The 7,500-nt window shown below is 37.1% G+C and carries 6 protein-coding genes (1 of these 6 only partly in view); all 6 read right to left on the bottom strand.

The window, feature by feature from the left end; genetic code table 11:
* On the bottom strand, positions 1-1,082 hold the 5' end (the start) of the coding sequence (gyrA, locus tag CEQ83_RS00030; RefSeq protein ID WP_033580879.1) for a DNA gyrase subunit A. Its footprint begins 1,429 nt before the window's first position; only the first 1,082 of its 2,511 coding nucleotides appear in the window; it begins with the start codon at positions 1,080-1,082; its stop codon lies beyond the left edge, outside the window.
* A 126-nt stretch (positions 1,083-1,208) separates the two neighbouring features.
* A complete protein-coding gene (gene gyrB, locus CEQ83_RS00025) occupies positions 1,209-3,125 on the bottom strand; it encodes a DNA topoisomerase (ATP-hydrolyzing) subunit B (protein WP_028411910.1) in 1,917 nt (638 codons plus the stop codon).
* 240 nt (positions 3,126-3,365) lie between these two features.
* Positions 3,366-4,484 carry a DNA replication/repair protein RecF gene (gene recF, locus CEQ83_RS00020; RefSeq protein ID WP_013054823.1) on the bottom strand — a complete coding sequence of 373 codons (1,119 nt, stop codon included), beginning with the start codon at positions 4,482-4,484 and terminating at the stop codon, positions 3,366-3,368.
* Between the two features lie 14 nt (positions 4,485-4,498).
* Complete coding sequence (gene yaaA / locus CEQ83_RS00015; protein WP_013054822.1) at positions 4,499-4,714, bottom strand: S4 domain-containing protein YaaA; 216 nt, start codon at positions 4,712-4,714, stop codon at positions 4,499-4,501.
* A 100-nt stretch (positions 4,715-4,814) separates the two neighbouring features.
* Positions 4,815-5,951, bottom strand: coding sequence for a DNA polymerase III subunit beta (gene dnaN, locus CEQ83_RS00010; protein ID WP_013054821.1), 1,137 nt, complete (start codon positions 5,949-5,951; stop codon positions 4,815-4,817).
* Positions 5,952-6,137: 186 nt separating this feature from the next.
* On the bottom strand, positions 6,138-7,481 hold the full coding sequence (gene dnaA, locus CEQ83_RS00005) for a chromosomal replication initiator protein DnaA (RefSeq protein ID WP_098112274.1): 1,344 nt from the start codon (positions 7,479-7,481) through the stop codon (positions 6,138-6,140).
* Between the last annotated feature and the right edge of the window lie 19 nt (positions 7,482-7,500).

Raw genomic sequence — 7,500 nt, 5'->3', positions numbered from 1 at the left:
ACCACTACCTGATGGTCTAAATAGTACTGTAGACATTGCTTTAAGTTCAATACTTTTGGCTGTCCATCTACTAATGCAAGAGTATTAATACCAAAACTTGTTTGAAGAGATGTCTGCTTATATAAGTTATTTAATAAAACATTTGCATTTGCATCACGTCTTACTTCAATAACAATACGCATACCCGAACGGTCAGACTCATCTCGTAAGTCCGTAATTCCATCAATCTTCTTATCACGAGCTAGCTCGGCAATTTTTTCAATTAGCTTTGCTTTATTTACTTGGTATGGAAGTTCATGAACAATAATAGTTTGTTTACCATTGTTTTGTTCTTCAATTTCTACTTTTGCGCGAACAATAATAGAACCTTTCCCAGTTTCATAAGCTTTACGAATCCCGCTGCGGCCAAGAATTTGTCCTGCAGTTGGGAAATCCGGTCCTGGAATAATCTCCATTAACTCTGCAATTGTGATATCAGGGTCTTGACTTACAGCTAAAACGCCGTCAATGACTTCCCCTAACTGATGCGGAGGAATATTTGTCGCCATACCTACCGCAATTCCGGCTGAACCGTTTACAAGTAAATTTGGAAATCTAGCAGGTAATACAATTGGTTCACGTTCAGAACCGTCATAGTTATCTTGATAATCAATTGTATCTTTATTGATGTCACGTAACAGTTCCATCGAAACTTTTGACATTCTTGCTTCTGTATAACGCATAGCTGCTGCTGCATCTCCATCAACAGATCCAAAGTTTCCATGACCGTCAATTAGCATATAACGATAGCTAAAATCTTGTGCCATACGAACCATTGTTTCATATACAGCTGAGTCACCGTGTGGGTGATACTTACCAATTACTTCTCCTACGATACGAGCTGATTTTTTATATGGCTTATCCGATCCCATACCTAAATCATTCATTGCATATAAAATACGACGGTGCACGGGCTTAAGTCCGTCTCTTACATCTGGTAAAGCACGCGATACAATTACGCTCATTGCATAATCTAAAAAGGATGCGCGCATTTCTTGACTAATATTTACTTCTCTTATTTGAGAGTTTGGTTTATCTGACATCGATAAGAACCTCCTTCGCGAAGTTCAGTATAGTAATTCATATATATGTAAACGCAGGATAGAACCTATCTCTATCCTGACGTTTATATACCCTTTATAAAAAATATAAAGGGTATTACCGTTCATTTAAATATCGAGATTTTTTACGTACTGAGCATTTTCTTCAATGAAATTACGGCGCGGTTCTACTTTGTCGCCCATTAAAATTTCAAATGTCTCATCAGCTTCAATTGCATCTTGCAAGTTCACCTGAAGAAGGGTACGGAATTCTGGATCCATTGTTGTTTCCCATAATTGTTCAGGATTCATCTCTCCTAAACCTTTGTAACGCTGAAGGTTTGGTTTTGCGCCTTCAGGGAAAGAAGCTAATACCTCTTCTAATTGACGATCGTTGTACGCGTACTCTACTTTTTTACCTTGTGAAACTTTGTAAAGCGGCGGCTGGGCAATGTACACATATCCGTGCTCAATAATCTGTCTCATATAGCGATAGAAGAACGTTAGAAGAAGCGTACGAATATGCGCACCATCTACGTCTGCATCTGTCATAATCACAATTTTATGGTAGCGGGCTTTCGAAATATCAAAATCGTCACCAATACCCGTTCCTAGAGCGGTAATGATTGTACGAATTTCGTTATTAGATAAAATTTTATCTAAACGCGCTTTCTCTACGTTGATAATTTTACCGCGCAAAGGCAAAATAGCTTGGAAATGACGGCTTCTTCCCTGCTTAGCTGAACCTCCGGCAGAGTCACCCTCTACTACATAGAGTTCGCTAATAGAAGGATCTTTTGATGAACAATCTGCTAATTTACCCGGTAAGTTTGAAATTTCAAGCGCGCTTTTACGTCTTGTAAGCTCACGAGCTTTTTTAGCTGCCATTCTTGCTCTTGCAGCCATTAAACCTTTTTCAATTACCTTTTTCGCCACAATAGGGTTCTCTAGCAAGTAAGTTTCTAAGTGTTCTGCAAACACAGAGTCAGTAATTGTTCTTGCTTCACTATTTCCCAGCTTTGTTTTTGTTTGTCCTTCAAACTGCGGATCTGGGTGCTTAATAGAGATAATAGCTGTAATTCCTTCACGAACATCTTCACCCGTTAAATTGGCGTCACTATCTTTAAATACGCTGTTTTTACGTGCATAGTCGTTAATTACACGCGTTAACGCTGTTTTAAATCCTGCTTCGTGCGTTCCACCTTCATATGTGTGAATGTTGTTTGCGAAAGAATATAAATTACTTGTGTAGCTATCGTTATATTGAATAGCAATTTCTACAGAAATGTTGTCTCGATTACCTTCAATATAGATCGGCTCTTCGTGAATCACTTCTTTCGAACGGTTTAAGTGTTCAACGTAAGACTTAATTCCGCCTTCGTAATGGTATTCACGTCTTTTATCTTCTTCACGTTTGTCTTCAATCGTAATTTTAATGCCGCGGTTTAAGAAAGCTAACTCACGCAGACGATTAGCTAACGTATCAAAATCGTATTCAAGCGTTTCTGTAAAAATTTCACCGTCTGGATGGAATTGAATAACAGTACCTGTTTTATCTGTTTCTCCAACTACTTTTAAGTCAGCAGCCGGTACACCTCGTTCATATTTTTGATAATGAACTTTACCGTCACGATGTACGTGTACTTCCAAAGAGGTAGAAAGTGCGTTAACAACTGAGGCACCTACACCGTGTAATCCACCAGATACTTTATAGCCGCCGCCGCCAAATTTACCTCCGGCATGAAGAACCGTTAAGATAACTTCAACAGCAGGTCTGCCCATTTTTTCTTGAATACCAACTGGAATTCCACGACCGTTATCTTTGACTGTAATACTATTATCCTTTTCGATAATAACATTAATTTCATCGCAATAGCCGGCCAGCGCTTCATCAATACTATTATCTACAATTTCCCATACAAGATGATGTAAACCCTTTGCGCTCGTCGATCCAATATACATCCCCGGACGTTTACGAACAGCTTCTAATCCTTCTAATACTTGTATCTGATCAGCTTCATATGCTTGTACTTCTTTTTGTTCCATCGTCAAATGTATCACCTACACTTTTTTTTAACAGCAAACTGCTGTATTTATCATTTTGTATTATGTTTTTCGAATATTATGTGGAAATAATACGGAGCCTTTAATGTATTTGCCATTTGTTTACTTATGCACAAAATTTTCATAATCGAGGGTACGAGTTGAAATATATAGACTTAAAACTATAATGATATCATATTTCAGTTAGATTGCCTTGTGAAAAGTTTTTAGACAGATCAATTGCTATTTGACCTTTTGAATTTGGCCAGCTTCTACATGATATGTAGCCGCTTTTTCTAAGGTCTCGTGATGAATTCCTTCAATGCTCGTTGTCGTTACAAACGTCTGAACTTTTCCTTGGATGGTATTTAGCAAGTGTGATTGACGAAAATCATCTAATTCAGACAATACGTCATCTAAAAGCAAAATTGGATATTCACCTACTTCTTGATGAATTAACTCAATTTCAGCAAGCTTTAACGATAAAGCAGTCGTCCGCTGTTGCCCTTGTGAACCAAATGTTTGAACGTCTTTTTCATTAACGTAGAAAAGAAGATCATCACGGTGTGGTCCTGCTAAGGTGACACCTCTATCAATTTCTCTACTTTTTATTTTATCAAACTTTTGATGATATGCTTCTAACATTTTCGACAAATCTGCATCTTCTGATACATCAATTGAATTCTTATACTCAATTTTTAATGTTTCTAAGTCTCGACTGATCCCTTTATGAATAGGCTCTGCCCACTGTTGGAGTAACTGTAAAAACTCAAAACGTTTTTTTAAGATTTTCGCTGCCATTTCACTTAACTGTAACGTAAGTACGTCTAAAAGTGAAAGATCCGTTTGTTTTTTTGTCTGCAGCTGCTTCAAATATTGATTTCTTTGCTGCAAAATCTTTTGATACCTGCTTAAATCATGCATGTAAACAGGCGAAACTTGACCAATTTCCATATCGATAAATTTGCGCCTTACTTGCGGACTCCCTTTAACTAGGTTCAAATCCTCCGGAGCAAACATGACAGTGTTAATTGACCCTATATATTGACTGAGTTTTTTCTGCTCAATGTGATTATATTTTGCTTTTTTCCCTTTTGTTGAGATGACTAAATCCAGTGTAACGGGCCCTCTATGCTTTTCTACAATGCCCGATAGCTTTGCATACTCACAGTCCCATTTAATTAATTCTTTATCGTTGGATGTACGATGAGATTTAGCCATAGATAATACGAAGATCGATTCCATCACGTTTGTTTTACCCTGTGCGTTTTCACCCAAAATGACGTTTACTTTATTTTCAAAGGGAATCGTTGTCTTCGTATAGTTTCGGTAATTTGTTAAAGTAATTTCTTTAATATACAAACGTTTCACCAACTTTAAGTAATAACAACAAATGATCCTGCAGCCGGTATATCCACTTCGTCATTTGCATATAATTTACGTCCGCGGCGCTCTTCTAGCTCCCCGTTCACATATACTTCGTGCTCACTTAAAAACCATTTTACCATTCCACCTGTTTGAATGACGTCTGCTAGTTTTAAAAACTGGCCAAGCGTAATGTATTCAGTTGAAATTTTAACCTCTGTTTTCATGCGACTCTCTCACTTTCTAATGATGTATCTCTATTTTACTAAATAATTCTTCTTGAGAAAAGAAAGCTACTAGTACGGCATGCTAGTAGCTTTCTGAGATTTAATATGTTCGCACTGGTAAAATCAGCTGCAGCATTGAATCATCCTCTAATGTTCGAATGACAAATGGACGCATCGCACCAGTGAAGTTAATTTTGATATCTGTTCCTTCGAGCGCTTTTAATGCGTCTAACATATATTTTGCGCTAAAAGAAATTTTTAATTCTTCTCCTGAGATAGACTGACTTTGTACCTCTTCAATTACTTTTCCGATTTCAGGAGAGTTAGAAGAAATTTCAACAATTCCTTCATCTAGCGTAGATAGTTTTACTACGTTGTTTCTTCCTTCACGAGCTAATAAAGAAGCACGGTCAATCGATTGTAAAAATTCTTTTACGTTCAATATAACATCCGTTTTACTATCGGCTGGGATCAATCTTGAAGTGTCAGGATAATTTCCGTCCAGTAATCTTGAGAAAAATAGTAAGTGTTTTGTTTTGAATAATACTTGATTTTCCGTGATAACGATGTCTACTAATTCATGAGAATCATCAAGGATCTTACTGAATTCACTTAAACTTTTACCTGGAATAACCACATTATACGTTGCTTCATTTCCAGTTTCAATGGTCGCTTTTCGCAAAGCTAGACGATGACTGTCAGTGGCAATACACGTTAATTCTTTGCCGTCGACTTTCCAGTTTACACCTGTCAAGATAGGTCGTGTTTCTGAGGTGGACACTGCAAAGACAGTTTGTCGAATCATGTTTTTTAATAAGTCTGTCGGTAATCTAAACATGTTGTTTTCTTCGATCTGTGGCAAATGAGGATACTCTTCTGCATCTAAACCATTTAAGTTAAATTCAGCTTTTCCTGAACGAATGATTGTTAAAAAGTGACTTTGGACGTCCAATTCTACGATGTCTTTAGGAAGCTTTTTGACGATTTCACTAAAGAAACGAGCTGGGAGAACAACGCTTCCTGGTTTTTGGATATCAACAATCTCTTTTCCTTCTTCCTCGTTTGGAATAAACGATTCAATAGAGATATCGGAATCACTTCCGGTTAAAGTAACACCTTCTTCAGTCGCTACAATTTTAATCCCTGTTAAAATTGGAATTGTTGTTCTAGAAGATACAGCTTTCATAACGTCTTGAACGCTTTGAACTAGGTAGTCTTTCTGTATGATAAATTTCATAATAATTAATCCTCCTTAAAAGTAGGTTTAAAAGCTTATTATTTATTATATTTTAAGATAGTAGTAGTAATAGGGGCTGTGGAAATGTGGATAACCCCTAAAAACGTGAGAACACAGCCTATCCACATGTGGACAGACTGTGTACAATCCTAACTCACTTATACACAAAATACAAGTAAAAAAAGCCTATATTTTTAGTGATTCACTTATTTCTTTAATTTGTTTTTGTAGGTCAGTATCTGTTTGAACAAGTTTTGAGATTTTTTCATGAGCATGGATGACCGTAGTATGGTCTCGCCCGCCAAACTCTTCTCCAATTTTAGGAAGCGAAAAATCCGTTAGTTCGCGAGAAAGGTACATGGCAATTTGTCGAGGAAACGCTACTGACTTTGTACGTTTCTTCGCTTTGAAATCATCTAATTTTATATTAAATTCTTGTCCAACAATCTGTTGAATATCTTGAATCGTAATAACCTTAGGTTTTGAACTAGGAATGATATCTTTTAATGCTTCTGCTGCTAAATCAGCGTTTATATCTTTATTAATTAGTGAAGAATAAGCTACTACGCGAATAAGTGCTCCTTCTAATTCTCTGATATTTGAATCAATCTGATTGGCGATATAAAGCATAACTTCATTTGGAATAACTAAGCCGTCCGCTTTTGCTTTTTTACGCAAAATAGCAATTCGTGTTTCCAAATCTGGTGGTGTGATGTCTGTAATAAGGCCCCATTCAAAGCGAGAACGAAGTCGATCTTCAAGTGTAGGAATTTCTTTCGGCGGTCGATCACTTGAGATGACAATCTGCTTGCTTTCTTCATGAAGCGTATTAAACGTATGGAAAAATTCCTCTTGTGTCTGCTCTTTACCCGCTAAGAATTGAATATCATCAATCAGTAAAACATCTACATTGCGGTATTTGTTGCGGAATTCTACTGCTTTATTGTCACGAATAGAGTTAATAAACTCATTTGTGAATTTTTCAGATGATAAGTACACGACTTTAGCAGCAGGATTATGATCTAACACATAGTGGCCTATTGCGTGCATTAAGTGTGTTTTACCTAATCCTACTCCCCCGTAAATAAAAAGCGGATTATACGCTTTAGCCGGCGCCTCTGCTACTGCTAAAGAAGCTGCATGGGCAAAACGATTCCCAGATCCGATAACAAATGTATCAAAGGTATACTTCGAATTTAGCATACTTTGAGGGAATTCTGCTCCTTCGTCTTTATTGACTTTCTTTTTAGGAGTTTGAATATCGAATTCTTCCTCGGCCTGGTTAGGAGGAATAATAAATTTCACATCTAACTCTTCCCCCGTAAGGTCGTAAAGTGTTTCAGCAATTAAATTAGAATACCTAGATTCTAACCAGTCCCGTGCAAAATCATTAGGCGCAGTAATAATGAGCGTGTCTCCTTGCAAAGCATGAGCTTTTGTCGATTTGAGCCAGGTTTCAAAACTAGGTTTGCTTAATTTTTTTTCAATTTGATCTAAAGCTCTGTTCCATAAATCATGAATGTTTTCCAACGAGTAACCCCTCCTTTTT

Origin of the sequence: Priestia megaterium (assembly GCF_009497655.1) — a bacterium.
Lineage (GTDB): Bacteria > Bacillota > Bacilli > Bacillales > Bacillaceae_H > Priestia > Priestia zanthoxyli.
Note: the sequence above shows the minus strand (reverse complement) of the source record. Positions and strands in the feature narration are given on the sequence as shown.